Genomic DNA, 23,185 nt, shown 5'->3' on the forward strand with positions numbered 1-23,185 from the left:
AAATGTTCCGTAAACTGCTTGACGAAGGTCGTGCAGGTGAGAACGTTGGTGCCCTTTTACGTGGTACTAAGCGTGATGACGTTGAACGTGGTCAAGTATTGGCAGCGAAAGGTTCAATCAACCCACACACTACTTTTGAATCAGAAGTTTATGTTCTTTCAAAAGACGAAGGTGGACGTCACACTCCATTCTTCAAAGGCTACCGTCCACAGTTTTACTTCCGTACAACGGACGTAACTGGCGACATTCAATTGCCAGAAGGCGTTGAAATGGTAATGCCTGGCGATAACGTACAAATGATCGTAACTCTAATCGCACCAATCGCGATGGATGAAGGTCTACGTTTCGCAATCCGTGAAGGTGGCCGTACTGTAGGTGCTGGTGTTGTTGCAAAAGTTATCGCTTAATTGCTGATGCTTTTAGTCAACAAGACTAACAACCGTTAGTGCTAAAAAGAGGGGAGCTTAGGCTTCCCTTTTTGTATCTAAAGAATAAAATATTTCTAGCATTACATATCATCGATTAATTTTCATCCTGCCCTTGCATCCATTGTTTCGATCTGTATAATGCACCGCACTGGTTAAGCCAGTTGTGAACCAATGAGCAGCGAGGATTCGTGTTAACACTCTTAATCTTATAGAGATTATTCGGTGATTGACCATAATGTATACTCAGCTTATGTTCGCAGTTAATAAAATTAGTTATCTATTCATAGTTACTGATCAATTTTAACTGACAATGTACCCAATAAGGGCACTACGGTTTCACATAAATCAATCGACATTCCTGCGAGTTAACGCAGTTGAGTGGCGATATTGTTTGTGTAATTAATTAATTGGAGCTCTGTCTCATGCAGAACCAACGTATTCGTATCCGTCTTAAGGCTTTCGATTATCGTTTAATCGATCAGTCTACAGCGGAAATCGTTGAAACAGCAAAGCGCACCGGCGCACAGGTTCGTGGTCCTATTCCACTGCCTACTCGTAAAGAGCGTTTCACTGTTCTTACTTCTCCTCACGTCAACAAAGACGCACGTGATCAGTACGAGATTCGTACTCACAAGCGTTTGATCGACATCGTTGAGCCAACAGATAAAACTGTTGATGCATTGATGCGTTTAGATCTTGCTGCTGGCGTTGATGTTCAAATCAGCCTAGGTTAAGGGAGAAGAGATAATGATTGGTCTAGTCGGTCGTAAAGTGGGTATGACCCGCGTATTTACCGAAGAAGGCGTTTCTATCCCTGTAACAGTTGTTGAGGTTGAAGCGAACCGTGTTTCTCAAGTGCGTACACTTGAAAACGATGGTTACTCAGCTATTCAAGTAACTGCAGGTGCTAAGAAAGCTAACCGTGTATCTAAGCCTGAAGCTGGTCACTTTGCGAAAGCGGGTGTTGAAGCAGGTCGCGGTCTTTGGGAATTCCGTTTAGAAAACGGTGAAGAGTTTGAAGTTGGCGCTGAGCTAAACGTAGAACTTTTCAATGAAATCAAAAAAGTAGACGTTACTGGTACATCTAAAGGTAAGGGCTTCCAAGGCGTAGTTAAGCGTTGGAACTTCCGTACTCAAGATATGACTCACGGTAACTCTTTGTCTCACCGTGCACCGGGTTCAATTGGCCAATGTCAAACTCCAGGTCGCGTGTTTAAAGGCAAAAAAATGGCTGGTCATATGGGTGCTGAGCGTGTAACGACTCAAAACCTAGAGATCGTACGTGTTGACGCTGAACGCAATCTGCTTCTTATTAAAGGTGCAGTACCGGGTTCTATCGGCGGCAGCGTTATCGTAAAACCAGCTATTAAAGCATAACGTCTAGGAGTAAGTAATGGAATTGATGGTTAAAGGTGCTGATGCACTAACTGTTTCCGAGACTACTTTCGGACGTGAGTTTAACGAAGCTCTTGTACATCAAGTAGTTGTTGCATATGCAGCAGGTGCTCGTCAAGGTACTCGTGCTCAAAAGACTCGTTCTGAAGTATCTGGTGGCGGCGCTAAACCATGGCGTCAAAAAGGTACTGGCCGTGCACGTGCTGGTACAATCCGTAGCCCAATCTGGCGTACAGGTGGTGTTACTTTTGCTGCGAAACCACAAAATCACAGCCAAAAAGTTAACAAAAAAATGTACCGTGGTGCTATGAAAAGCATTCTTTCTGAATTAGTTCGTCAAGAGCGTTTAATCGTTGTTGATAACTTCTCAGTTGAAGCGCCAAAAACTAAAGACCTAGTTGCTAAGCTTAAAGATCTTGAGCTAAACGATGTATTAATCGTAACTAGCGAAGTAGACGAGAATCTATTCTTAGCTGCTCGTAACCTATACAAAGTTGATGCACGTGACGTTGCTGGTATTGATCCAGTAAGTCTAATCGCATTTGACAAGGTTCTAATTACTGCTGACGCAGTGAAGCAAGTTGAGGAGATGCTGGCATGATCAGTGAAGAGCGTCTACTAAAAGTTCTACGTGCTCCGCATATCTCTGAAAAAGCGACAATGACTGCTGAAAAAGCAAACACTATCGTTTTTAAAGTTGCTATTAATGCAACTAAAAAAGAGATTAAAGCAGCTGTAGAAAAGCTATTTGAAGTTGAAGTTAAGTCTGTAAATACCCTTGTTCTTAAGGGTAAGACCAAGCGTTCAGGTGCTCGTGAAGGTCGTCGTTCAGACGTCAAGAAAGCGTACGTGACGTTGAAAGAAGGTCAAGACCTTGACTTCGTTGGCGGTGCTGAGTAACAGGAGTAGTTAAAAATGGCTATTGTTAAGTGTAAGCCGACTTCCCCTGGTCGTCGCCACGTTGTTAAAGTAGTTAATGCTGACCTTCATAAAGGTAAGCCTTACGCACCACTTTTAGAGAAAAACTCTAAAAACGGTGGTCGTAATAATAACGGTCGTATTACAGTTCGTCACATTGGTGGTGGTCATAAGCACCATTACCGTCTGATTGACTTTAAACGTAACAAAGATGGGATCCCTGCAAAGGTTGAACGTCTAGAATACGATCCAAACCGTAGTGCAAACATTGCTTTAGTGTTGTATGCAGACGGTGAACGTCGTTACATCATTGCACCTAAAGGCATTCAAGCTGGTGATGCGATCCAATCTGGTGTTGATGCCGCAATCAAAGCAGGTAATACTCTGCCGATGCGTAATATCCCAGTAGGTTCGACTATTCACTGTATTGAACTTAAGCCTGGTAAAGGTGCACAGCTGGCTCGTTCAGCTGGTGCATATGCTCAACTTGTCGCTCGCGACGGTTCATATGTAACTTTACGCTTACGTTCTGGTGAGATGCGTAAAGTGTTATCTGAAGGCCGTGCAACTATCGGTGAAGTAGGTAACTCTGAACACATGCTCCGTGAACTTGGTAAAGCTGGTGCTAACCGCTGGCGCGGTGTTCGTCCTACCGTTCGCGGTGTGGTAATGAACCCAGTAGATCACCCACACGGTGGTGGTGAAGGTCGTACTTCTGGCGGTCGTCATCCAGTTTCTCCATGGGGTATGCCAACTAAAGGCTTCAAAACCCGTAAGAACAAACGCACTGACAAGTACATTGTACGTCGTCGTAACAAATAATCTATAAAGAGGAATCGCCATGCCACGTTCTCTCAAGAAAGGTCCTTTTATTGACCTACACTTGCTGAAGAAGGTAGAGAAAGCGGTGGAAAGCGGAGACAAAAAGCCTATTAAGACTTGGTCCCGTCGCTCAATGATCATACCATCAATGATTGGTTTGACCATCGCTGTCCATAATGGTCGTCAACACGTTCCAGTATTTGTAACTGATGAAATGATCGGTCACAAACTGGGCGAATTCGCACCAACTCGTACCTATCGCGGCCATGCTGCAGATAAGAAAGCTAAGAAGAAGTAAGGAGTAAATAATGGAAGCTATTGCTAAACATAACTTTGCTCGCATTTCTCCTCAGAAAGCTCGCTTAGTTGCAGACCAAATCCGTGGTAAATCAGTAGACCAAGCTCTTGAAATTTTGACATTCAGTAACAAAAAAGCTGCTGAATTAATTAAGAAAGTTCTTGATTCTGCGATTGCAAATGCGGAACACAACGAAGGTGCAGATATTGACGATCTTAATGTCGCTAAAATCTTCGTAGATGAGGGTCCTATCATGAAGCGTATTATGCCTCGTGCTAAAGGCCGTGCCGATCGTATCTTGAAGCGTTCAAGCCACATCACTATTGTTGTAGCAGATCGCTAAAAGACTAGGAGAGTAAGCAAATGGGTCAGAAAGTACATCCAAATGGTATTCGTCTTGGCATCGTTAAGCCTTGGAATGCTACATGGTTTGCTAATACCAAAGAATTCGCTGACAACCTAGACGGCGACTTCAAGGTACGTCAGTTCTTAACGAAAGAACTGTCTAAAGCGTCTTTATCTCGCATCGTTATCGAGCGTCCAGCGAAAAGCATCCGTGTGACTATTCACACTGCTCGCCCTGGTATCGTTATCGGTAAAAAAGGCGAAGACGTTGAGAAGCTACGCGCAGCTGTAGCTAAAATTGCAGGTGTACCGGCGCAAATTAATATTGCAGAAGTACGCAAACCAGAGCTAGACGGTCAATTAGTGGCTGATAGCATCTCGTCTCAACTAGAACGTCGTGTTATGTTCCGTCGTGCTATGAAGCGCGCAGTACAAAATGCAATGCGTCTAGGTGCTAAGGGTATTAAAGTAGAAGTAAGTGGCCGTCTTGGCGGTGCTGAAATCGCGCGTACTGAATGGTACCGTGAAGGCCGAGTGCCACTACATACCCTACGTGCTGACATTGATTACGCAACTTCTTCGGCTCACACCCAATACGGTGTGATCGGCGTTAAAGTTTGGATCTTCAAAGGAGAAATCCTTGGTGGAATGCCTGACGCAAACGCTGTTGAGCCAAAGGCTGACAAGCCTAAGAAGCAGCGTAAAAGCCGTAAGTAAGGAGTCGACTGATGCTACAACCTAAACGTACTAAATTCCGTAAGGTTATGACTGGTCGTAACCGTGGTCTAGCTAAAGGTACTGATGTGAGCTTCGGCGAATTCGGTCTTAAAGCTGTTGGCCGTGGTCGTATGACAGCTCGTCAAATCGAAGCGGCACGTCGTGCTATGACGCGTCACGTTAAGCGTCAAGGGCAAATCTGGATCCGAGTTTTTCCAGATAAACCTATCACAGAAAAACCTCTTGAAGTTCGTCAAGGTAAAGGTAAGGGTAACGTAGAATATTGGGTTGCCCAAATCCAGCCTGGTAAAGTGATGTACGAGATGGGTGGTGTACCTGAAGAGTTGGCACGTGAAGCGTTCCGCCTAGCGGCGCGTAAACTGCCTATAAAAACAACTTTTGTAACTAAGCAGGTGATGTGATGAAAGCACAAGACCTACGCGAAAAAAGCGTTGAAGAGCTTAACGCTGAGTTATTGAATTTGCTACGTGAACAGTTTAACTTGCGCATGCAAGCGGCAACTGGTCAACTTCAGCAAACTCATACTCTGAAAGCTGTACGCCGTGATATCGCACGTGTTAAGACTGTTTTAACTAGTAAGGCAGGCGCATAATGAGCGAAACTACTCGTACGACTCAAGGTCGTGTAATTAGTGACAAAATGGATAAGTCTATTGTTGTTGCTATCGAACGTTTTATTAAGCACCCAATTTATGGGAAGTTTATTAAACGTACGACAAAAGTACATGCACATGATGAAAACAACGAATGTAGCCAAGGCGACAAAGTTGAAATCTGTGAGTGTCGCCCATTGTCTAAGACTAAGTCTTGGACATTGGTAAAAGTTCTAGAAAAAGCGAAAATTTAATTTTCCGTTATTTTTTAGTTCTTTAAGACGGCTCCAAAGGTTTTTTTGGAGCCGTTTATTTTTTGACTACCTTTCTAAAAGAAACGGTGGTACAATTCGCAGCCCTTGTAAAAGAGGCAGCCCGACCCGTGATGGGTCTAGTTTTAATATTTAGCGGAGCACTAACATGATCCAAATGCAAAGTACACTCGACGCAGCGGATAACTCCGGCGCTCGCAGAGTAATGTGTATTAAGGTTCTGGGTGGCTCTCACCGCCGTTATGCACATATCGGAGACATCATTAAAGTTACTGTTAAGGAAGCAATTCCTCGCGGTAAAGTTAAAAAAGGTGATGTCCTGAAAGCGGTAGTGGTGCGCACCCGTAAAGGCGTTCGTCGTCCAGACGGTTCTGTCATTCGCTTCGACCGTAATGCTTGTGTCTTGTTGAATGACAATACTGAGCAACCAGTCGGTACACGTATCTTTGGTCCTGTGACTCGTGAACTTCGTAATGCGAAATTCATGAAGATTGTATCACTAGCACCTGAAGTTCTGTAAGGAGCGACAATAAAATGGCAGCTAAAATCCGTCGTAATGACGAAGTAATCGTTCTTGCTGGTAAAGATAAAGGCAAGCGCGGTAAAGTAACTAAGGTTCTCGAAACTGGTAAAGTTTTCGTTGAAGGTATCAACCTTGTTAAAAAACACCAAAAGCCTCAACCGGCTACTGGTCAGCAAGGTGGCATCGTTGAACAAGAAGCAGCTATTGATGCTTCTAACGTTGCAATCTTTAACGCATCTACTGGTAAAGCGGATCGTATCGGTTTCCGTTTGGAAGAAGGCACTAAAGTGCGTTTCTTCAAATCAAACGGTGAATTAATTAAGTAATTTGGAGTTCTACTATGGCGAAACTGCATGATTACTACAAGTCGTCTGTAGTCGCTGAACTGACCAAAGAGTTCAGCTACACAAGCGTCATGCAAGTCCCTAGGATTGATAAAATCACCCTAAATATGGGCGTTGGTGAAGCAATCAACGATAAGAAACTACTAGAGAATGCTGCTAGTGATATGGCGACCATTTCAGGTCAAAAGCCACTAATCACGAAAGCACGTAAATCTGTAGCTGGTTTCAAAATTCGTGAAGGCTACCCAATTGGTTGTAAAGTAACCTTGCGTGGCGAACGTATGTGGGATTTCTTTGAGCGTTTGATTTCTATCGCTCTTCCACGAGTACGTGATTTCCGTGGTGTTAGCGCTAAGTCTTTTGACGGACGCGGTAACTACAGCATGGGCGTTCGCGAGCAAATCATCTTTCCGGAAATCGACTATGATAAAGTCGATCGTGTCCGCGGTCTTGATATTACTATCACGACGTCTGCTGGTACCGATGAAGAAGGCCGAGCTCTGCTGGCTGCCTTTAACTTCCCATTCCGCAAATAAGGTGAAGGGTTACTGTTATGGCTAAACAATCAATGAAAGCACGTGAAACTAAACGTGCAAAGCTTGTAGCGCAATTTGCTGAAAAGCGTTTTGCTCTTAAAGCAACCATCAGCGATGTAAACGCATCTGAAGAAGATCGTTGGAATGCAGTTCTTAAATTGCAATCTCTTCCACGTGATTCAAGTGCATCACGTCAGCGCAACCGTTGCAACCAAACTGGTCGCCCACACGGTTTCCTACGTAAATTCGGTCTGAGCCGTATCAAAGTTCGTGAAGCTTGCATGAAAGGCGAGATTCCTGGACTTCGTAAGGCCAGCTGGTAATTGCCACTTAATCATTTGGAGTAAATCTTATGAGCATGCAAGATCCGATTTCGGATATGCTGACCCGTATTCGTAACGGGCAGTCAGCAAATAAAGTTGCTGTGAAAATGCCTTCTTCAAAGCTTAAAGTTGCACTTGCTACTTTACTTAAAGCTGAAGGTTATATCGCTGACTTCGCTGTAGATGGCGAAGTAAAACCGGTGCTAGAAGTTACACTTAAGTACTTCCAAGCTAATCCTGTAATTGAGCAAATCCAACGTGTATCACGTCCTGGTTTACGCGTCTATAAGAATAAAGACACGTTACCGACTGTGATGGGCGGTTTGGGTGTTGCTGTTGTGTCCACTTCCAAGGGTCTGATGTCTGACCGTGCTGCTCGTAAAGCAGGTCTTGGCGGTGAAATCATCTGTTACGTTGCGTAAGGAGTAGACTATGTCTCGTGTTGCTAAAGCACCAGTTGCTATTCCTGCCGGCGTTGAGGTGAAACTGAACGGCCAGGAAGTCACTGTCAAAGGTGCTAAAGGTGAATTGACTCGCGTAATTAATAACGCTGTAGTTCTTTCACAGGAAGATAACAACCTAACATTTACGCCTAAAGATGGTGTATTTAAAGCGAATGCTCAAGCAGGTACTGCTCGTGCGTTAGTGAATAATATGGTTGTTGGTGTTACTGAAGGCTTTACTAAGAAGCTAGTTCTTAAAGGTGTAGGTTACCGTGCTGCCATTAAAGGCAATGCAGTCGGCCTAACTTTAGGCTTCTCACACCCGGTTGAGCACGCTCTACCAGAAGGTGTTAAAGCGGAATGTCCAACTCAAACTGAGATCATTTTAACTGGTTGTGATAAGCAACAAGTTGGTCAAGTTGCAGCTGACATTCGTTCTTACCGTGAGCCTGAGCCTTATAAAGGTAAAGGTGTTCGTTACGCAGATGAAAATGTGCGTACTAAAGAAGCTAAGAAGAAGTAAGGTAACACTATGGATAAGAAAGCATCTCGCATCCGTCGTGCTACACGCGCACGTCGTAAGATTGCCGAGCTGGGCGCGAACCGCCTAGTAGTACACCGTACTCCACGTCATGTGTACGCTCAGGTTATCGCACCAAACGGCTCTGTGGTTATCGCTTCTGCTTCTACTGTAGAAAAGGCGATCCGTGAGCAAGTTAAGAATACTGGTAACGTTGACGCTGCTAAAGCTGTAGGTAAAGCTATTGCTGAGCGCGCTATCGAAAAAGGCATCTCAGATGTTGCTTTCGATCGTTCTGGTTTCCAATACCACGGTCGAGTAGCGGCACTTGCAGATTCTGCACGTGAAGCTGGTCTGAAATTCTAAGGTAGGGTTGGAAGATGGCTAAACAAGAACAACAAGCTTCAGATTTGAACGAAAAATTAATCGCTGTTAACCGTGTTTCTAAAACGGTTAAAGGTGGTCGAATCTTTAGCTTTACTGCACTAACTGTTGTTGGTGACGGTAATGGTCGCATTGGTTTCGGTTACGGTAAAGCCCGTGAAGTACCAGCTGCGATTCAAAAAGCAATGGAAAAAGCACGTCGTAACATGGTTACTATCGCGCTTAATGAAGGCACTCTTCACCACTCAGTGAAAGGTCGCCATACAGGCTCTAAAGTTTACATGCAACCAGCTTCAGAAGGTACAGGTATCATTGCCGGTGGTGCAATGCGTGCAGTACTTGAAGTTGTAGGTGTTCATAACGTTCTTGCAAAGGCGTATGGCTCTACAAACCCAATCAATGTTGTTCGTGCAACGATTGATGGTTTGAGCGGCATGAAGTCACCAGAAATGGTAGCTGCTAAACGTGGTCTAACTGTTGAATCTATTTCGGAGTAAGAACACGATGGCAACTATCAAGGTAACTCAAACTAAAAGCTCAATCGGCCGTCTACCGAAGCATAAAGCTTCTTTGCGTGGTCTAGGCCTTCGTCGAATCAACCATACAGTTGAACTTGAAGATACTCCGTGCGTGCGCGGAATGATCAATAAAGTTTACTATATGGTTAAAGTTGAGGAGTAATCAGAATGCGTTTGAATACTCTATCACCGGCTGCTGGTTCTAAACCTTCTAAGAAGCGTTTAGGTCGCGGTATCGGTTCTGGACTAGGTAAAACTGGTGGCCGCGGTCACAAAGGTCAAAAATCACGTTCTGGCGGCTCTGTTCGTCCAGGTTTTGAAGGTGGTCAAATGCCTTTGAAACAACGTCTACCAAAATTCGGTTTCACATCTCGTAAGAGTCTTGTGACTGCTGAAGTTCGTCTAGCTGAGCTAGCGAAAGTAACGGCTGACGTTATTGATCTTGACAGCTTGAAAGCTGCTAATGTAATCACTAAGAATATCGAATTCGTTAAAGTTGTTCTTTCTGGTGAAATCAGCAAGTCTGTCACTGTTAAAGGTCTACGTGTGACCAAAGGTGCTCAAGCTGCTATCGAAGCTGCTGGCGGTAAAATCGAAGCTTAATCTTCGAAGGATAGGTACAGATGGCTAAAAAACCAGGACAAGATTTCAGTGCTGCTAAACAGGGCACTGGTGAATTAAAGTCACGCTTATTATTCGTAATAGGCGCACTTTTAGTATTCCGAGCTGGCTCTTTTGTGCCGATTCCTGGTATTGATGCGACTGTACTTGCCGATTTGTTCGAACAGCAAAAAGGTACCATCATTGAAATGTTTAACATGTTCTCTGGTGGTGCTCTTTCGCGTGCATCTATATTAGCGTTGGGAATCATGCCGTATATTTCGGCATCGATTGTTGTCCAACTGTTAACAGTAGTTCATCCAGCGTTAGCTGAACTCAAGAAAGAGGGTGAAGCCGGCCGTCGTAAGATTAGCCGATATACACGCTATGGCACGCTTGTGCTGGCAACTTTCCAAGCAATTGGTATTGCAACTGGTTTGCCGAACATGGTCCAAAATCTGGTCGTTATCGATCAAACCATGTTCACAATCATTGCTACCATCAGTTTAGTAACTGGCACCATGTTTTTAATGTGGTTAGGTGAACAAATTACTGAGCGAGGAATTGGTAACGGTATTTCATTGATTATTTTCACTGGTATCGTTGCAGGGTTGCCTGCTGCAATCGGACATACAATTGAGCAAGCGCGTCAAGGTGAATTGAACGTGCTTCTTTTGTTGTTGATTGGTGTAATTGCGTTCGCTGTAATATATTTCGTAGTTTTCATGGAGCGTGGTCAACGTCGTATTGTCGTTAATTATGCAAAGCGTCAACAAGGTCGAAAAGTATTTGCAGCCCAAAGCACGCATTTACCATTGAAGATAAACATGGCTGGGGTTATTCCTGCCATCTTTGCTTCAAGTATTATTCTTTTTCCAGGGACTCTAGCTCAATGGTTAGGTCAAAATGGAGAAAGTCCAACATTTGGTTGGTTGACGGATGTGTCTTTAGCTTTAAGCCCAGGACAGCCGTTATATATAATACTGTATGCAACAGCAATTATTTTCTTCTGTTTCTTTTATACTGCGATGGTATTTAACCCTCGTGAAACAGCAGACAATTTGAAGAAGTCCGGTGCATTCGTACCCGGTATCCGCCCAGGTGAACAGACAGCAAGATATATAGATAAAGTAATGACACGTTTAACGCTTGTTGGTGCTTTATATATTACCTTTATTTGTTTAGTCCCACAGTTTATGATGACCGCTTGGAACGTTAAGTTCTACTTCGGTGGTACATCACTATTAATCGTAGTGGTTGTAATCATGGACTTTATGGCACAGGTACAGACTCATCTGATGTCTCAGCAGTATGATTCTGTGTTGAAAAAAGCAAATCTGAAAGGTTATGGTCGTTAATAGTAGCGGTTATAACTCAGATTTCATTTACGGAGTTTAGCAATGAAAGTTCGTGCTTCCGTTAAAAAAATCTGCCGTAACTGTAAAGTTATCAAGCGCAACGGTGTTGTGCGTGTAATTTGCAGTGAGCCAAAGCATAAACAACGCCAAGGCTAATTAGCAGAAATTTTTACTTGAAATATGAAGGCAGGCCGAGTATATTCCTCGGCCTACCTTTTGCGTGCAAAAGAAGTAGTATGCTGCTGCGTATCCTCGACGGGCTTTGCAGCAGATAATTCTTTATATAAGTACTAGGAGTGAATAGTGGCCCGTATAGCAGGCATTAACATTCCTGATCAAAAACATGCAGTAATCGCACTTACAGCGATTTACGGCATCGGCAAAACTCGTTCTCAAGCTATTTTAGCTGAAGTGGGTATTGCTGAAGATGTTAAGATCAGTGAACTAACAGATGAGCAGATTGATCAACTGCGTGATGGTGTAGCTAAATACACTGTAGAAGGTGATCTACGTCGTGAAGTCTCGATGAACATTAAGCGTCTTATGGACCTTGGTTGTTATCGTGGTCTTCGTCATCGTCGCAGTCTACCACTACGTGGACAGCGTACTAAAACCAACGCTCGCACCCGTAAAGGTCCGCGCAAGCCGATCAAAAAATAATCGGATAAGGTAGAGAGTACAATGGCAAAACAACCAACACGCACGCGTAAACGCGTTCGCAAGCAAGTAGCAGATGGCGTAGCGCACATCCATGCTTCTTTTAACAACACAATCGTGACCATTACTGACCGTCAAGGTAACGCACTAGCTTGGGCTACTGCAGGTGGTTCAGGTTTCCGTGGTTCTCGTAAATCTACGCCGTTTGCTGCACAGGTTGCTGCTGAACGCGCAGGTGAAATAGCCAAAGAATATGGCTTAAAGAACTTGGAAGTTATGGTTAAGGGCCCTGGTCCTGGTCGTGAGTCTACAATCCGTGCTTTAAACGCATTGGGTTACCGCATTACAAATATTGTAGATGCAACTCCGATCCCTCATAACGGTTGTCGTCCACCTAAGAAACGTCGCGTTTAATTCGTTTCTAGGAATATTGGAGAAAGATCATGGCAAGATATTTGGGCCCTAAGCTTAAGCTTAGTCGTCGTGAAGGTACTGACTTATTCCTTAAGTCAGGTGTCCGCGCGATCGATACCAAGTGTAAAATTGATAACGCACCAGGTGTACACGGCGCTCGTCGCGGTCGTCTATCTGAGTTTGGCGTTCAGCTTCGTGAGAAGCAAAAAGTTCGTCGTATGTATGGCGTACTAGAAAAACAATTCCGCAACTACTACAAAGAAGCTGCACGCCTTAAAGGCAATACAGGTGCAAACCTGCTTCAACTTCTTGAAGGTCGTTTAGATAATGTTGTTTACCGTATGGGCTTTGGTGCTACTCGCGCTGAATCACGTCAACTAGTTAGCCATAAAGCTATCTTAGTAAACGGCAAAGTAGTTAACGTTCCTTCATTCAAAGTTTCGGCGAATGACGTTGTTTCTATCCGTGAAAAGGCTAAACTGCAATCACGTATTAAGGCTGCTCTAGAAGTTGCTGAACAACGCGAAAAACCAACTTGGATTGAAGTAGATGGTGGCAAGATGGAAGGTGTGTTTAAACGCATCCCAGAACGTTCTGATCTATCTGCTGACATCAACGAACACTTGATCGTCGAACTTTACTCTAAGTAAAGTTTAAACAAAAGAGAGGACACAATGCAGGGTTCTGTAACAGAATTTCTTAAGCCACGTCTTGTTGACATCGAACAGATCAGCACGACACATGCAAAAGTAACTCTTGAGCCTTTAGAGCGTGGCTTTGGTCACACTTTAGGTAATGCACTTCGCCGAATTCTTCTATCTTCTATGCCAGGTTGTGCTGTGACAGAAGTGGAAATTGATGGCGTTCTACACGAATACAGCACCAAAGAAGGTGTTCAAGAGGATATCCTTGAGGTTCTTCTTAACCTAAAAGGTTTAGCTGTAAGTATTGCCGAAGGCAAAGATGAAGTGTTCATTACACTAAATAAGTCAGGCTCGGGCCCTGTTGTTGCAGGTGACATCATCCATAATGGTGATGTAGAGATCGCTAACCCAGAGCACGTTATTTGTCACCTAACGGATGACAATGCTGAAATCGCTATGCGTATTAAAGTAGAACGTGGTCGTGGTTATGTTCCGTCTTCAGCTCGTATCCATACAGAAGAAGATGAGCGTCCAATTGGTCGTCTACTTGTTGATGCAACTTACAGCCCGGTCGATAAAATCGCCTATGCAGTAGAAGCCGCACGTGTAGAGCAACGTACTGATTTAGACAAGCTCGTTATCGATATGGAAACGAACGGTACTTTGGAACCTGAGGAAGCAATTCGTCGTGCAGCTACAATTTTAGCTGAACAACTTGATGCGTTCGTAGATCTACGTGATGTACGTGTACCTGAAGAGAAAGAAGAGAAGCCGGAATTCGATCCTATTCTTCTGCGTCCTGTAGACGATCTTGAACTAACAGTTCGCTCTGCTAACTGCTTAAAAGCAGAAGCGATTCACTACATCGGTGATCTTGTACAGCGTACTGAGGTTGAGCTTCTTAAAACGCCAAACCTTGGTAAGAAGTCTTTAACAGAAATTAAAGATGTTCTAGCGTCGCGCGGTCTGTCTCTAGGTATGCGCCTAGAAAACTGGCCACCAGCGTCGATTGCTGAAGATTAATTGATATTAGTTAGAAGGATTAGGTCATGCGCCATCGTAAGAGTGGTCGTCAACTCAACCGCAACAGCAGCCATCGCAAAGCGATGTTTAGCAACATGGCTGGCTCTCTAGTTCGTCATGAAGTTATTAAGACGACTTTGCCTAAGGCAAAAGAGCTTCGCCGCGTAGTTGAGCCTTTGATTACATTAGCTAAGACGGATAGCGTTGCTAACCGTCGTCTAGCATTTGCTCGTACTCGTGATAACGAAGTTGTAGCAAAATTGTTTACTGAACTAGGTCCACGTTTTGCGAGCCGTCAAGGCGGTTATACTCGCATCTTAAAATGTGGCTTCCGTACTGGTGATAAAGCTCCAATGGCTTACATTGAGCTTGTAGATCGTCCAGCATCAGCTGAAGAAGCTGCTGAATAAATACGAAAGTTCATTAATAAAAAACGCTGAGTCGATGACTCAGCGTTTTTTTTGTCTGAAAAATACTATGTAATATTTTTTGTTTAAAAATGGTCGATATACTTATTTATTTCCAGAGGCTTGTCAGTGAATCCATTAGCCCGCTGCTTGCACCTTCTTTATTTAAATAATCGAGCACAATTGGTGCATATTGATCAACCATTGAGCTATCTAAGCCTAGTTTTTCGAATGCACTTTTTACGGCAGCCATGCTATCTAGTGAACCACTTGTTGATTTAGCCGTATTAAGTAATCCACCAAGTTGAGAAGATAGCCCATCTAATTCATTACTACTATCGGTTGGTAATTTATTTGATGCGAGAGCTAAAAGAGCTCCTGCACCACCAGCCGCTTGAGTTGATGATACCCCGAGTTCATTTTTTAGCGTATTAACCAATTCAGAACTATTTTTAGCCGAATTGCTAATTTGTGAACTAAGCTTATTAACAGAATCTGAATCTTTGTCGCTAAGACCAAATAATGCATAACTTGGTGCTGATATCAGTATGCTTAATGTGATTAAACCTACGGTTATTTTCTTCATGGGAGTATCCTATGCTAATGACGTTTTGATATGTTTCTTATATAACGATATTAGTTTATACGTTAGTTAAGGCAATTTGTCATTATGGTTAAAGATAATGTTTTATGTAGTTATTAGGGGATAAAAAAAGCAGCTCAAAGGCTGCTTCTATTTACATTAAAACTTGTAATATTAAAGAATTGCTAATAATTCTACTTCGAATACAAGTGCGGCGAAAGGTGGAATTGCTGCACCTGCACCACGCTCGCCATAAGCAAGATCTTGAGGAATATACAGTTTCCATTTTGAACCAACAGGCATCAATTGTAATGCTTCAACCCAACCAGCAATGACTCCAGTTACAGGGAATTCTGCAGGCTGGCCGCGTTGCACTGAGCTGTCGAAAACAGTGCCATCGGTTAGTTGGCCGTGGTAATGGACACGTACTTGCTTATCGGATGTAGGGACTTCACCTGTACCTTCAGTCATTACTTCATACTGTAGACCAGATTCAAGAGTAGTAACTTCAGAACGTAGAGCGTTATCTTTCAAAAATTCTTCACCATCTGCAGCTGCTACTTTAGCAAGTTCAGCGCGTTGTGATTCTGCACGAGTATGTAAGTCGCGTAGTGCGTTGTTAATTTCATCAACTTCGATTTCTGGCATGTCACCAGTTAATGAAGTTGCGATACCTTTTGCAATCGCTGCTACATTTAGACCTTCTAGGCCACTGCCTGCAAGTTGTTGTCCCATTTGAAGACCAATACCGTAACTTGCTTTTTGTTCAACTGTTTCTAATTTAACGTCAGACATGCGAATCTCTTGTTTGCTTAAATGAAGTGTTAAGAATACCAGTTCTGCTATAGAGATGAAACTTTGTAAGAATAAATTGGTTTTACTATCGAAGGAGTCTGAAATTTTGTACTCTACTGACAAAGTTTTAAGTTAAATAATTATGATGATGAAAAATAAATATGAGGTTTGGCTGTGAATCAACGAAATCGACAACCATCGTCCTTTAAACATAAAATAGCCAATAGTTCCTTTTTTGTTGCCTGCAATAAATACTGGAGTGGGTTACCAGTGTTGCATCAACGCGGTTTAATGGTTTTAATACCGATTGTTTTGCTATTGATTTTCTTTCCTGTTAGCCATTCCGACACTGATATTGTTAAACCAGCTAACAAAATTAGTAGCCCACAGCGCGTTTCGGTGCCAGTAATGATCAACGGTGTTGAGACTAGTGCATCAAAACCGAAACCAAAGATAGATGAAAATAAAGATGAAAAGCGAATCAGCCTAAATGGTAATACTGATGATGCAACATCTGATACTAAAACTAAGTCTATCGTAACTGATAATGCAGGACCTGAACCTTGGCATAATTATACTGTGAAAGAGGGAGATACTCTCTCTCAGGTTTTCCGAAATAATGATCTATCGTTGTCTGATTTAAACCAGTTGGTAGCTATTGAAGGCAAGGATAAAGCATTAAGTCAGATTAAACATGGTCAGTTAGTTCGCTTCAAGCTGACTAATCGTGGTGACCTTGATATTCTTCAGATTGAAAAAGAAGCTGGTACAGTATTATTTTTCCGACTTTCAAGTGGTGGTTTTGAACGAGGTCAGTAATTAAGCGATTCTAGTCATATCGATATGGGGAATATCATCTTCTAGGTATTCCTCACTGACCTTTTTAAATCCATGTTGTTGATAGTAATATTCTAAATGCGATTGTGCACCGATGCTCACATCGCACTCTCCCCAGTATTTTTGACAATGCTCTAATGCAGTTTTAATTAATTGATGCCCTAAGCCTGACCCGCGATGATTCCCTTTTGTTGCTACACGCCCAATACTTACTTCTGAAAAACTAATGCCTTGGGGGAGTAATCGAGCACAAGCAATGAGCTCATCTTCTTTATACCCCATTAAATGGTAGACCCCAGATAGGATATCTTTTCCATCGAGTTCTGGATAAGGGCAAGTTTGTTCTACAACAAAGACATCAACACGTAACTTCAATAGCTGATAAAGCTCTATTGGTGTTAACTCTTCAAACGGTACACATTTCCATTGCATGATTTTTCTCTTTAAATTCATTAGAGCATTATTTTCAATTACCCTACCATTTTACTCTTGCTCCGCCAATACGGTACTTTTGATAGACTCAATATTAATATTATTTCCCTTCCCTTAGCAGTTATTCGAATAACGAATGAATTTTTGGCATTTCAGCTAATTCATACAGATCGTCATAATGAATTCTCATTTAGGATTAATGGCGATTCAAAGGTATGGATACGATTAAGCATTTTCCAATGCGAGACAAAAATCAAGTTAAAGCTGTTCCAAATATGAATGCCTTACTGACTAAATCAACAAGCAAACTTATAAGTGGGTGTGTAGCTTTGATCGGTGCGGGCCCTGGAGATGCTGAATTATTGACTTTGAAAGCCTTATCTTATCTTCAGCAGGCCGATGTTGTGCTTTATGACTATTTAGTCTCTGATGAAATCATGGCGCTAATACCAAAAGACACCATCTTAGTATGTGTAGGCAAAAAAGCAGGTCATCACAGTGTGCCACAGGATAAAACCAATCAGCTTTTGGTCGATTTCGCGACACAAGGTTATAAGGTGGCACGAATTAAAGGTGGTGATCCTTTTATGTTTGGCCGCGGTGGTGAAGAGTTAGAAGTACTTGCGGATGCTGGAATTCGATTTGAAGTTATTCCCGGTATTACTGCAGCTGCAGGAGCAACTGCTTATGCTGGTATTCCGTTAACTCACCGTGATTATGCTCAGTCAGCAATGTTTATTACTGGTCATCTTAAATCTGACCAAGATTCGCTGGAATGGGAAACGTTAGCGCGTGGTAATCAAACGTTAGTGATTTATATGGGCTTGATGAAATCTAGTCATATTCAGCAGCAATTGATTGAAAATGGCCGAGCAATAAATACACCTATCGCAATCATTCAACGTGGTACACAGAAAAATCAAAAAGTTTTCATTGGTGAGCTTTCTGAGCTTGCCAGTTTAGCAACTCGTGCTGAATCGCCATCATTAATCGTCGTGGGCGAAGTGGTAAAACTTGCGAATAAATTAAGTTGGTTTAATCAAGATTCTCAATTGAATCATGGTGACGTAATCGCACATTTAAATTTAAATCAAACCAAGGTGATGGCTGTTTAATTACAGCCTTTAAATGAAGTAATTAGCCTTTGGATATAGATAGAAGCTCGTAGAGCGATAAGGAAATATAACATGGAACAAGAACGTTTGACCCACTTGCAGCAACTAGAAGCGGAAAGTATTCATATCATCCGTGAAGTTGCTGCTGAGTTTGATAATCCAGTCATGATGTATTCGATCGGTAAAGACTCAGCCGTTATGTTGTATTTAGCTCGTAAAGCTTTTTATCCAGGCAAGTTGCCATTTCCACTTCTGCATGTTGATACAGATTGGAAATTTAAAGAGATGATTGAATTTCGTGATCGCACCGCTAAAAAATATGGCTTTGATCTTTTGGTGCATAAAAATCCAGAAGGAATGGCGATGGGGTGTAATCCTTTTATTCATGGTTCATCTAAACATACCGACATCATGAAAACTCAAGGTTTAAAGCAAGCGTTAAATCAACATGGGTTTGATGCAGCATTCGGTGGCGCTCGTCGTGATGAAGAAAAATCGCGTGCTAAAGAACGAGTCTATTCCTTCCGTGATAAACACCATGGTTGGGATCCTAAAAACCAACGTCCAGAATTATGGAAGACCTATAACGGTCAAGTAAATAAAGGAGAAAGCATTCGTGTTTTCCCTCTATCGAATTGGACTGAACTGGATATTTGGCAATACATTTACCTAGAAAATATTGAAATTGTGCCTTTGTATTTATCGGCTGTCCGTCCTGTGGTTAATCGTAATGGCATGTTGATCATGGTGGATGATGATCGCTTCGTATTTGAAGAGGGTGAAAAAGTCGAGCATAAGAGTGTTCGTTTTAGAACTTTAGGGTGCTATCCATTAACGGGGGCAGTTGAGTCTACAGCAGCCACGTTACCCGAAATTATTCAAGAAATGTTGGTAGCAAGATCAAGTGAAAGACAGGGGCGAGCGATCGACCACGATCAGTCTGGATCAATGGAATTGAAAAAGCGTCAAGGCTATTTCTAATTCATTGTTTTTGCTTAAGTGCGCTTACTACCACGCTATTAATACATGCATTTGCATAAAAGGATTTAACTATGAATACGGTGATTGAAGCTGAATTGGCTGAATTGGGAATCGAAGGTTATTTGACTCGACATCAATACAAATCATTAATGCGCTTTCTAACCTGTGGCTCAGTTGATGATGGTAAAAGTACCTTAATTGGTCGTTTACTGCATGACTCAAAACAAATTTATGAAGACCAATTAGCCGCGGTCAATAATGATAGCCAACGTGTTGGTACTACGGGTGATCGCCCTGATTTAGCATTATTGGTTGATGGCCTACAAGCCGAGCGTGAACAAGGCATTACCATTGATGTAGCGTATCGTTATTTTTCTACTCAAAAACGTAAGTTTATCATTGCTGATACTCCTGGGCATGAACAGTATACGCGTAATATGGCGACAGGTGCTTCTACGTGTGATGTGGCGGTTATTTTAATTGATGCTCGTAAAGGTGTGCTCGATCAAACTCGTCGTCACTCTTTTATCGCTAGCTTATTAGGTATTCGTCATTTTGTCGTAGCTGTTAATAAAATGGACTTAGTGGAGTATTCACAAGCGCGTTTTGAAGAAATTCGTCAAGAGTATTTTGAGTTCGCTACAAACCTTAACCAAGATATTGATATTCAATTGATCCCCATTTCGGCGCTGGAAGGCGATAACGTGGTCGATCAAACGGAAAATTTGGCTTGGTATCAAGGTTTGCCATTGCTGCAAATTTTAGAAAATATTGATTTAAGCCAAGCTAATACTCAAGGTGAATTCCGCTTACCAATTCAATATGTTAATCGCCCTAATTTAGATTTTCGTGGATTTGCTGGGACGATTGCAAACGGAACCATTGCAGTTGGGGATAGCGTGACAGCATTACCGTCAGGTAAAAGCTCAAAAGTAGCACGAATTGTGACTTTTGATGGCGATTTAGATTCGGCGCGTGCAGGACAAGCCATAACATTAACTCTTGAAGATGAAATTGATATCAGTCGTGGTGATCTGCTCGTCCCTACAGGTGCATCGATTAAAGCGACTAATCAGTTTTTAGCGGATGTTGTGTGGATGACGGATCAACCGCTCGTAACCGGTCGTCAGTACGATATTAAAATTGCCGGAAAACAAACGGTTGGTCAATTAGAGTCCATTAGATATCAATACGATATTAATAATCTTGAGCAATTTGAAACCAAGGAATTACCACTAAACGGTATTGGTTTATGTGAAATATCACTAACTGAAACCGTCGCGCTAGATGAGTATAGTGATTGCGAAGATACGGGTGGTTTTATCTTTATTGATCGGTTAACCAATGTGACGGTAGGTGCAGGAATGATCCGTGAGCGCTTACTTTCACAAGATCTTCACCATCAAACTTCAGCCAGTTTTGAAGTTGAATTGAATGCTCTGATTCGTAAGCACTTCCCACATTGGGAAGCGAAAGATATCAGTCAAATTTTTGATGTCAAACCTGTGAATAAGCAGTAATAAGGTTGGGTGTTGGCATGTGGGAAAAATGGGTTGTCTTATTATTGTTAGTCAGCATTATTGGTAGTTTGGTCTTTACCAAGTGTAAGCCTAGCTTTATTTTTTCCACAGCCACACTTGTCGCCTTTATGATTGGCGCGGTTGATCTTAATGGATTAGCGAAAAACTTTACCAATTCCTCGTTACTTACTTTAGTGTTATTAATTTTAGCGTCTTGTGCGTTAGAGAAAACCCGCTTGATCAGTTGGATTAGTCGTTATATCTCCAAAGGCAAGCTTGGAAGTGTGGTGACTAAGCTAGGCTTATCAACTGCATTTTTATCCTCATTTACTAATAATACTGCAGTAGTCGTCGCATTAATTGGTGCGATTAAGCGCAATCAATCTCATGCTCCATCAAGGTTATTAATTCCACTTTCTTATGCCGCGATCCTTGGTGGTACGTTAACGTTAATCGGTACGTCAACCAATCTTATTATTAATAGTTTTGTTGTGGATGCAGGGTTGCCAAGTTTAGGTTTCTTTACCCCCACTTATATAGGTCTCGCAGTGTTAGCGGGTGGCGTTTTAGTGCTCATTCCATTGAGTTATCTTTTACCAAGCAGTGATTCAAACGAGCAAGATGAATTACCTTATTTTTTGGAGGCTCGGGTTGAAAAAGAGTCTCCATTGATTGGTAAGAGCATTGCCGAAAATAACTTGCGGGCATTGCGTAAACTGTTTTTGGCTGAAGTTATTCGAGATGGTGTGACATTAGCTTCGGTCACACCGGATCTTATTTTACTCGAAAAAGACAGATTATTGTTTTGTGGCGATGTGGAAAGTGTTGCGACGTTGCAAGAGATTTCTGGTATTACCCTGTTTGGGCAGCATCATTTAAATGGGCAAAGCTTTATTGAAGTAGTAGTTGGTCAATCGGCTTCGATTTGTAATAAAACCTTAAAATCGACACAATTTCGTGACCGATTTGATGCAGTTGTGGTCGCCATTCGTCGTGGGCATGAACGTCTCGAGGGTGGGTTGGGCAATGTTACTTTAGCTGCTGGCGATACTTTAATTCTGGTTCCCGGTAAAGGTTTCCATCGAGCGCGAGAAACGCACGGTAAAGAGTTTGTATTGACCAATGATTTAGACAGTAGCGCGAAACTGGATAGTAAAAAATCAACCATTGCTTTAGTGGGATTTGCGTTAGCTATCGTCGTATCTTTACTCGGGTTCGTCCCAATTATTAAAGCGCTCGCCGCATATATTGTATTGATGTTAGTGATTGGCGCTGTTGGTATTACCGAATTACGCCGCCGCTTTCCGTTAGATATTGTTGTGATTGTTGGCTCAGCGTTATCTTTAGCGCAATTAATGATGTCATCAGGTTTGTCACAACACATGGGTGATTTGTTCATTTATTTGTTTAATGGTTGGGGACCAATGGGGGCCTTAATTGCGACTTATTTGTTTACTCTTATATTAACTGAGTTGATCACCAATAATGCGGCTGCAGCACTTGCCTTTCCGATTGGTTATAGCATGGCAATGGCATATGGAATCGATCCTATGCCATTTATTATGGCGGTATTATTTGGAGCGAGCGCGAGTTTTATTTCTCCTTACGGGTATCAAACTAATTTGTTGGTATACAGCGTAGGGAATTATCGAATGAAAGATTTTATTAAAATTGGGGTGCCAATGTCTTTGGTGTATTCAACATTAGTGTTGAGCCTGATCCCTTATTTTTTCCCTTTTTAAGATGGAATGTAAATAATGAGTCTAATTGAACAAAATGCAACTGATGCGGATATTGAAAAAGACGAGAATGTGATTTGGCATCAACACCAAGTGACAAAACAAACACGTTCACAATTGAAGCAACAAAAACCCGTCGTACTTTGGTTTACTGGCTTATCGGGTGCAGGTAAATCAACAGTCGCAGGTGCTCTGGAATCGGCTTTAGTTCAACGTGGCTATCACACCTATTTGTTGGATGGTGATAATGTTAGACATGGACTTTGTCGTGATTTAGGCTTTTCAGTACAAGATCGACGTGAAAATATTCGCCGTATTGGTGAATTAGCGAAATTGATGGCTGATGCTGGGTTGATTGTTTTGTCTGCCTTTATTTCTCCCCATCGAGCCGAGAGACAAATGGTGCGTGAATTACTACCGGAAGGTGAATTTATTGAAGTGTTTGTCAATGCTTCGCTTGATGTGTGCGAACAACGTGATCCGAAAGGTTTGTATAAAAAGGCCAGAGCGGGGGAGTTAACTAACTTCACCGGCATTGACTCAGAATATGAAGCGCCATTACAAGCGGAAATTGATTTACCTGCTGGCGATAAATCCATCGATGAATTGGTTTTACAGTGTTTAGATACGTTGCAAGCGAAAGGAATTATTGGCGCATAACGCTTTTCCTTTTCATTATAT

At 42.3% G+C, this 23,185-nt stretch carries 38 protein-coding genes; 35 read left to right on the forward strand and 3 right to left on the reverse strand.

Features of this window, described 5'->3' with window-relative positions; genetic code table 11:
- The 29 genes from HC725_RS14070 to rplQ all read left to right on the forward strand — a co-directional run.
- A partial coding sequence (locus HC725_RS14070; protein ID WP_190332509.1) for an EF-Tu C-terminal domain-related protein occupies window positions 1-407 on the forward strand: 407 nt, incomplete at its 5' end.
- Between the two features lie 443 nt (window positions 408-850).
- Window positions 851-1,162, forward strand: a complete 312-nt coding sequence (gene rpsJ / locus HC725_RS14075) for a 30S ribosomal protein S10 (protein ID WP_153447923.1) — start codon at window positions 851-853, stop codon at window positions 1,160-1,162.
- 13 nt (window positions 1,163-1,175) lie between these two features.
- Entirely contained in the window at window positions 1,176-1,805 is a 630-nt protein-coding gene (gene rplC, locus HC725_RS14080; protein ID WP_190332511.1) for a 50S ribosomal protein L3, read from the forward strand.
- A 16-nt stretch (window positions 1,806-1,821) separates the two neighbouring features.
- Window positions 1,822-2,424, forward strand: coding sequence for a 50S ribosomal protein L4 (rplD, locus tag HC725_RS14085; protein WP_190332513.1), 603 nt, complete (start codon window positions 1,822-1,824; stop codon window positions 2,422-2,424).
- A complete protein-coding gene (gene rplW / locus HC725_RS14090; protein WP_190332514.1) occupies window positions 2,421-2,723 on the forward strand; it encodes a 50S ribosomal protein L23 in 303 nt (100 codons plus the stop codon). Before rplD ends, rplW begins: the two co-directional genes overlap by 4 nt.
- A 15-nt stretch (window positions 2,724-2,738) precedes the next feature.
- Entirely contained in the window at window positions 2,739-3,563 is an 825-nt protein-coding gene (gene rplB, locus HC725_RS14095; RefSeq protein ID WP_190332516.1) for a 50S ribosomal protein L2, read from the forward strand.
- 19 nt (window positions 3,564-3,582) lie between these two features.
- A complete protein-coding gene (rpsS, locus tag HC725_RS14100; RefSeq protein ID WP_004398469.1) occupies window positions 3,583-3,861 on the forward strand; it encodes a 30S ribosomal protein S19 in 279 nt (92 codons plus the stop codon).
- A gap of 10 nt (window positions 3,862-3,871) precedes the next feature.
- Entirely contained in the window at window positions 3,872-4,204 is a 333-nt protein-coding gene (rplV, locus tag HC725_RS14105; protein ID WP_190332517.1) for a 50S ribosomal protein L22, read from the forward strand.
- A gap of 20 nt (window positions 4,205-4,224) precedes the next feature.
- Window positions 4,225-4,923: a 30S ribosomal protein S3 gene (rpsC, locus tag HC725_RS14110; protein WP_190332518.1), complete on the forward strand. Its 699-nt coding sequence runs from the start codon at window positions 4,225-4,227 to the stop codon at window positions 4,921-4,923.
- A gap of 11 nt (window positions 4,924-4,934) precedes the next feature.
- Window positions 4,935-5,345 (forward strand): 50S ribosomal protein L16, encoded by a 411-nt coding sequence (gene rplP / locus HC725_RS14115; RefSeq protein ID WP_153447917.1) that lies wholly within the window; start codon window positions 4,935-4,937, stop codon window positions 5,343-5,345.
- A complete protein-coding gene (rpmC, locus tag HC725_RS14120; RefSeq protein WP_017026387.1) occupies window positions 5,345-5,536 on the forward strand; it encodes a 50S ribosomal protein L29 in 192 nt (63 codons plus the stop codon). The genes rplP and rpmC overlap by 1 nt, the downstream gene beginning before the upstream one ends.
- Window positions 5,536-5,790, forward strand: a complete 255-nt coding sequence (gene rpsQ, locus HC725_RS14125; RefSeq protein WP_190332519.1) for a 30S ribosomal protein S17 — start codon at window positions 5,536-5,538, stop codon at window positions 5,788-5,790. The genes rpmC and rpsQ overlap by 1 nt, the downstream gene beginning before the upstream one ends.
- Before the next feature lie 166 nt (window positions 5,791-5,956).
- Window positions 5,957-6,328, forward strand: coding sequence for a 50S ribosomal protein L14 (gene rplN, locus HC725_RS14130; protein WP_017026385.1), 372 nt, complete (start codon window positions 5,957-5,959; stop codon window positions 6,326-6,328).
- Window positions 6,329-6,342: 14 nt separating this feature from the next.
- Entirely contained in the window at window positions 6,343-6,657 is a 315-nt protein-coding gene (rplX, locus tag HC725_RS14135) for a 50S ribosomal protein L24 (protein ID WP_190332520.1), read from the forward strand.
- Between the two features lie 14 nt (window positions 6,658-6,671).
- Window positions 6,672-7,211 carry a 50S ribosomal protein L5 gene (rplE, locus tag HC725_RS14140; RefSeq protein ID WP_190332521.1) on the forward strand — a complete coding sequence of 180 codons (540 nt, stop codon included), beginning with the start codon at window positions 6,672-6,674 and terminating at the stop codon, window positions 7,209-7,211.
- Between the two features lie 17 nt (window positions 7,212-7,228).
- Complete coding sequence (gene rpsN, locus HC725_RS14145; protein ID WP_190332522.1) at window positions 7,229-7,534, forward strand: 30S ribosomal protein S14; 306 nt, start codon at window positions 7,229-7,231, stop codon at window positions 7,532-7,534.
- Window positions 7,535-7,563: 29 nt separating this feature from the next.
- Window positions 7,564-7,956 carry a 30S ribosomal protein S8 gene (gene rpsH / locus HC725_RS14150; protein WP_190332523.1) on the forward strand — a complete coding sequence of 131 codons (393 nt, stop codon included), beginning with the start codon at window positions 7,564-7,566 and terminating at the stop codon, window positions 7,954-7,956.
- 10 nt (window positions 7,957-7,966) lie between these two features.
- On the forward strand, window positions 7,967-8,500 hold the full coding sequence (rplF, locus tag HC725_RS14155) for a 50S ribosomal protein L6 (protein WP_190332524.1): 534 nt from the start codon (window positions 7,967-7,969) through the stop codon (window positions 8,498-8,500).
- 9 nt (window positions 8,501-8,509) lie between these two features.
- On the forward strand, window positions 8,510-8,863 hold the full coding sequence (gene rplR, locus HC725_RS14160) for a 50S ribosomal protein L18 (RefSeq protein WP_027697916.1): 354 nt from the start codon (window positions 8,510-8,512) through the stop codon (window positions 8,861-8,863).
- A gap of 14 nt (window positions 8,864-8,877) precedes the next feature.
- Window positions 8,878-9,378, forward strand: coding sequence for a 30S ribosomal protein S5 (gene rpsE, locus HC725_RS14165; RefSeq protein WP_086962096.1), 501 nt, complete (start codon window positions 8,878-8,880; stop codon window positions 9,376-9,378).
- A gap of 7 nt (window positions 9,379-9,385) precedes the next feature.
- The gene (gene rpmD, locus HC725_RS14170) at window positions 9,386-9,562 is read left to right on the forward strand and encodes a 50S ribosomal protein L30 (RefSeq protein ID WP_101111175.1); all 177 of its coding nucleotides are present in this window, start codon (window positions 9,386-9,388) and stop codon (window positions 9,560-9,562) included.
- Window positions 9,563-9,567: 5 nt separating this feature from the next.
- Complete coding sequence (gene rplO, locus HC725_RS14175) at window positions 9,568-10,002, forward strand: 50S ribosomal protein L15 (RefSeq protein ID WP_017026376.1); 435 nt, start codon at window positions 9,568-9,570, stop codon at window positions 10,000-10,002.
- Window positions 10,003-10,022: 20 nt separating this feature from the next.
- Window positions 10,023-11,357, forward strand: coding sequence for a preprotein translocase subunit SecY (gene secY, locus HC725_RS14180; RefSeq protein WP_190332525.1), 1,335 nt, complete (start codon window positions 10,023-10,025; stop codon window positions 11,355-11,357).
- A 42-nt stretch (window positions 11,358-11,399) separates the two neighbouring features.
- The gene (rpmJ, locus tag HC725_RS14185) at window positions 11,400-11,513 is read left to right on the forward strand and encodes a 50S ribosomal protein L36 (protein WP_000868186.1); all 114 of its coding nucleotides are present in this window, start codon (window positions 11,400-11,402) and stop codon (window positions 11,511-11,513) included.
- A gap of 147 nt (window positions 11,514-11,660) precedes the next feature.
- Window positions 11,661-12,017 carry a 30S ribosomal protein S13 gene (gene rpsM, locus HC725_RS14190; RefSeq protein WP_190332526.1) on the forward strand — a complete coding sequence of 119 codons (357 nt, stop codon included), beginning with the start codon at window positions 11,661-11,663 and terminating at the stop codon, window positions 12,015-12,017.
- A 21-nt stretch (window positions 12,018-12,038) separates the two neighbouring features.
- A complete protein-coding gene (gene rpsK, locus HC725_RS14195; protein WP_190332527.1) occupies window positions 12,039-12,428 on the forward strand; it encodes a 30S ribosomal protein S11 in 390 nt (129 codons plus the stop codon).
- Between the two features lie 29 nt (window positions 12,429-12,457).
- A complete protein-coding gene (rpsD, locus tag HC725_RS14200) occupies window positions 12,458-13,078 on the forward strand; it encodes a 30S ribosomal protein S4 (protein WP_190332528.1) in 621 nt (206 codons plus the stop codon).
- A gap of 24 nt (window positions 13,079-13,102) precedes the next feature.
- Window positions 13,103-14,095 (forward strand): DNA-directed RNA polymerase subunit alpha, encoded by a 993-nt coding sequence (locus tag HC725_RS14205; RefSeq protein WP_190332529.1) that lies wholly within the window; start codon window positions 13,103-13,105, stop codon window positions 14,093-14,095.
- Window positions 14,096-14,121: 26 nt separating this feature from the next.
- Window positions 14,122-14,505 carry a 50S ribosomal protein L17 gene (gene rplQ, locus HC725_RS14210; protein WP_190332530.1) on the forward strand — a complete coding sequence of 128 codons (384 nt, stop codon included), beginning with the start codon at window positions 14,122-14,124 and terminating at the stop codon, window positions 14,503-14,505.
- A 106-nt stretch (window positions 14,506-14,611) separates the two neighbouring features.
- On the opposite strand, the gene HC725_RS14215 is transcribed toward rplQ, so the two are convergent.
- Together HC725_RS14215 and HC725_RS14220 are read right to left on the reverse strand one after the other, a co-directional pair.
- Complete coding sequence (locus tag HC725_RS14215) at window positions 14,612-15,088, reverse strand: DUF2780 domain-containing protein (protein ID WP_190332531.1); 477 nt, start codon at window positions 15,086-15,088, stop codon at window positions 14,612-14,614.
- 171 nt (window positions 15,089-15,259) lie between these two features.
- Entirely contained in the window at window positions 15,260-15,880 is a 621-nt protein-coding gene (locus tag HC725_RS14220; protein WP_190332532.1) for an FKBP-type peptidyl-prolyl cis-trans isomerase, read from the reverse strand.
- Window positions 15,881-16,054: 174 nt separating this feature from the next.
- Between HC725_RS14220 and HC725_RS14225 the strand changes: the two genes are divergently transcribed.
- The gene (locus tag HC725_RS14225) at window positions 16,055-16,699 is read left to right on the forward strand and encodes a LysM-like peptidoglycan-binding domain-containing protein (protein WP_342365952.1); all 645 of its coding nucleotides are present in this window, start codon (window positions 16,055-16,057) and stop codon (window positions 16,697-16,699) included.
- Here the strand turns inward: HC725_RS14225 and HC725_RS14230 are convergent, their stop codons facing one another.
- Window positions 16,700-17,152: a GNAT family N-acetyltransferase gene (locus tag HC725_RS14230; RefSeq protein ID WP_190332572.1), complete on the reverse strand. Its 453-nt coding sequence runs from the start codon at window positions 17,150-17,152 to the stop codon at window positions 16,700-16,702.
- A gap of 212 nt (window positions 17,153-17,364) precedes the next feature.
- On the opposite strand from HC725_RS14230, the gene cobA reads away from it, so the two are divergent.
- From cobA to cysC, 5 genes are all read left to right on the forward strand, one after another.
- A complete protein-coding gene (gene cobA / locus HC725_RS14235; protein ID WP_190332533.1) occupies window positions 17,365-18,264 on the forward strand; it encodes a uroporphyrinogen-III C-methyltransferase in 900 nt (299 codons plus the stop codon).
- Window positions 18,265-18,336: 72 nt separating this feature from the next.
- Complete coding sequence (cysD, locus tag HC725_RS14240; protein WP_190332534.1) at window positions 18,337-19,245, forward strand: sulfate adenylyltransferase subunit CysD; 909 nt, start codon at window positions 18,337-18,339, stop codon at window positions 19,243-19,245.
- 71 nt (window positions 19,246-19,316) lie between these two features.
- The gene (cysN, locus tag HC725_RS14245; protein ID WP_190332535.1) at window positions 19,317-20,765 is read left to right on the forward strand and encodes a sulfate adenylyltransferase subunit CysN; all 1,449 of its coding nucleotides are present in this window, start codon (window positions 19,317-19,319) and stop codon (window positions 20,763-20,765) included.
- 17 nt (window positions 20,766-20,782) lie between these two features.
- The gene (locus tag HC725_RS14250) at window positions 20,783-22,507 is read left to right on the forward strand and encodes an SLC13 family permease (protein WP_190332536.1); all 1,725 of its coding nucleotides are present in this window, start codon (window positions 20,783-20,785) and stop codon (window positions 22,505-22,507) included.
- 15 nt (window positions 22,508-22,522) lie between these two features.
- On the forward strand, window positions 22,523-23,164 hold the full coding sequence (gene cysC, locus HC725_RS14255; RefSeq protein ID WP_190332537.1) for an adenylyl-sulfate kinase: 642 nt from the start codon (window positions 22,523-22,525) through the stop codon (window positions 23,162-23,164).
- The last annotated feature ends 21 nt before the right edge of the window (window positions 23,165-23,185 follow it).

Origin of the sequence: Vibrio sp. S17_S38 (genome assembly GCF_014694375.1) — a bacterium.
Taxonomy (GTDB): domain Bacteria; phylum Pseudomonadota; class Gammaproteobacteria; order Enterobacterales; family Vibrionaceae; genus Vibrio.

Bases quoted from the DNA above. Each gene is read 5' to 3' on its own strand.
- rpmD (WP_101111175.1), top strand. From the start codon at position 9,386: ATGGCAACTATCAAGGTAACTCAAACTAAAAGCTCAATCGGCCGTCTA.
- cysD (WP_190332534.1), top strand. From the start codon at position 18,337: ATGGAACAAGAACGTTTGACCCACTTGCAGCAACTAGAAGCGGAAAGT.
- rplQ (WP_190332530.1), top strand. From the start codon at position 14,122: ATGCGCCATCGTAAGAGTGGTCGTCAACTCAACCGCAACAGCAGCCAT.
- rplE (WP_190332521.1), top strand. From the start codon at position 6,672: ATGGCGAAACTGCATGATTACTACAAGTCGTCTGTAGTCGCTGAACTG.
- rpsQ (WP_190332519.1), top strand. From the start codon at position 5,536: ATGAGCGAAACTACTCGTACGACTCAAGGTCGTGTAATTAGTGACAAA.
- rpsD (WP_190332528.1), top strand. From the start codon at position 12,458: ATGGCAAGATATTTGGGCCCTAAGCTTAAGCTTAGTCGTCGTGAAGGT.
- rplX (WP_190332520.1), top strand. From the start codon at position 6,343: ATGGCAGCTAAAATCCGTCGTAATGACGAAGTAATCGTTCTTGCTGGT.
- rplN (WP_017026385.1), top strand. From the start codon at position 5,957: ATGATCCAAATGCAAAGTACACTCGACGCAGCGGATAACTCCGGCGCT.
- rpsE (WP_086962096.1), top strand. From the start codon at position 8,878: ATGGCTAAACAAGAACAACAAGCTTCAGATTTGAACGAAAAATTAATC.
- rplD (WP_190332513.1), top strand. From the start codon at position 1,822: ATGGAATTGATGGTTAAAGGTGCTGATGCACTAACTGTTTCCGAGACT.
- rpsS (WP_004398469.1), top strand. From the start codon at position 3,583: ATGCCACGTTCTCTCAAGAAAGGTCCTTTTATTGACCTACACTTGCTG.
- rplV (WP_190332517.1), top strand. From the start codon at position 3,872: ATGGAAGCTATTGCTAAACATAACTTTGCTCGCATTTCTCCTCAGAAA.
- rplO (WP_017026376.1), top strand. From the start codon at position 9,568: ATGCGTTTGAATACTCTATCACCGGCTGCTGGTTCTAAACCTTCTAAG.
- rpsN (WP_190332522.1), top strand. From the start codon at position 7,229: ATGGCTAAACAATCAATGAAAGCACGTGAAACTAAACGTGCAAAGCTT.
- HC725_RS14220 (WP_190332532.1), bottom strand. From the start codon at position 15,880: ATGTCTGACGTTAAATTAGAAACAGTTGAACAAAAAGCAAGTTACGGT.
- rpsH (WP_190332523.1), top strand. From the start codon at position 7,564: ATGAGCATGCAAGATCCGATTTCGGATATGCTGACCCGTATTCGTAAC.
- HC725_RS14215 (WP_190332531.1), bottom strand. From the start codon at position 15,088: ATGAAGAAAATAACCGTAGGTTTAATCACATTAAGCATACTGATATCA.
- HC725_RS14250 (WP_190332536.1), top strand. From the start codon at position 20,783: ATGTGGGAAAAATGGGTTGTCTTATTATTGTTAGTCAGCATTATTGGT.
- secY (WP_190332525.1), top strand. From the start codon at position 10,023: ATGGCTAAAAAACCAGGACAAGATTTCAGTGCTGCTAAACAGGGCACT.
- rpsC (WP_190332518.1), top strand. From the start codon at position 4,225: ATGGGTCAGAAAGTACATCCAAATGGTATTCGTCTTGGCATCGTTAAG.
- rpsJ (WP_153447923.1), top strand. From the start codon at position 851: ATGCAGAACCAACGTATTCGTATCCGTCTTAAGGCTTTCGATTATCGT.
- cysN (WP_190332535.1), top strand. From the start codon at position 19,317: ATGAATACGGTGATTGAAGCTGAATTGGCTGAATTGGGAATCGAAGGT.
- rplB (WP_190332516.1), top strand. From the start codon at position 2,739: ATGGCTATTGTTAAGTGTAAGCCGACTTCCCCTGGTCGTCGCCACGTT.
- rplR (WP_027697916.1), top strand. From the start codon at position 8,510: ATGGATAAGAAAGCATCTCGCATCCGTCGTGCTACACGCGCACGTCGT.
- rplW (WP_190332514.1), top strand. From the start codon at position 2,421: ATGATCAGTGAAGAGCGTCTACTAAAAGTTCTACGTGCTCCGCATATC.
- cysC (WP_190332537.1), top strand. From the start codon at position 22,523: ATGAGTCTAATTGAACAAAATGCAACTGATGCGGATATTGAAAAAGAC.
- rplF (WP_190332524.1), top strand. From the start codon at position 7,967: ATGTCTCGTGTTGCTAAAGCACCAGTTGCTATTCCTGCCGGCGTTGAG.
- cobA (WP_190332533.1), top strand. From the start codon at position 17,365: ATGGATACGATTAAGCATTTTCCAATGCGAGACAAAAATCAAGTTAAA.
- rpmJ (WP_000868186.1), top strand. From the start codon at position 11,400: ATGAAAGTTCGTGCTTCCGTTAAAAAAATCTGCCGTAACTGTAAAGTT.
- rplC (WP_190332511.1), top strand. From the start codon at position 1,176: ATGATTGGTCTAGTCGGTCGTAAAGTGGGTATGACCCGCGTATTTACC.
- HC725_RS14205 (WP_190332529.1), top strand. From the start codon at position 13,103: ATGCAGGGTTCTGTAACAGAATTTCTTAAGCCACGTCTTGTTGACATC.
- rpmC (WP_017026387.1), top strand. From the start codon at position 5,345: ATGAAAGCACAAGACCTACGCGAAAAAAGCGTTGAAGAGCTTAACGCT.
- rplP (WP_153447917.1), top strand. From the start codon at position 4,935: ATGCTACAACCTAAACGTACTAAATTCCGTAAGGTTATGACTGGTCGT.
- rpsK (WP_190332527.1), top strand. From the start codon at position 12,039: ATGGCAAAACAACCAACACGCACGCGTAAACGCGTTCGCAAGCAAGTA.